This window comes from Pseudomonas sp. 8209 (assembly GCF_028682105.1).
GTDB classification, from domain to species: domain Bacteria; phylum Pseudomonadota; class Gammaproteobacteria; order Pseudomonadales; family Pseudomonadaceae; genus Aquipseudomonas; species Aquipseudomonas palmensis.
In genome coordinates, this window is the sequence record NZ_JANIAH010000030.1 from 1 (window position 1) to 429 (window position 429).

The 429-nt window shown below is 63.9% G+C and carries 1 protein-coding gene; it reads left to right on the top strand.

Annotation, left to right across the window (positions count from 1 at the left end; all coding sequences use genetic code 11):
* A partial coding sequence (locus tag NP552_RS25860; protein ID WP_274097327.1) for an AMP-binding protein occupies positions 1-429 on the top strand: 429 nt, incomplete at both ends.

Sequence of the window (429 nt, forward strand, 5' to 3'; positions counted from 1 at the left end):
CTTCGGGCCGAGTGACGTGTGGAGCCTGTTCCACTCCTATGCCTTCGACTTCTCGGTGTGGGAGATCTTTGGTGCGCTGCTGTATGGCGGCAGGCTGGTCATCGTGCCGCAGGCCACCAGCCGGGCACCGGAAGAGTTCTTCCAGTTGCTGTGCGAGCAGGGGGTCACCGTGCTCAACCAGACGCCATCGGCGTTCAAACAGCTGATGCAGGTGGCCTGTGCTCCGGCGCAAGCCGAGATGAAGCCCGCCCTGCGCTACGTGGTGTTCGGTGGCGAAGCTCTCGACGTGCACAGCCTGCGCCCTTGGTTCGAGCGCTTCGGCGATCAGCAGCCGCAACTGATCAACATGTACGGCATCACCGAGACCACGGTGCACGTCACTTACCGTCCTGTGTCGCTGGCCGATCTGGCCGGCGATGCGGCAAGCCC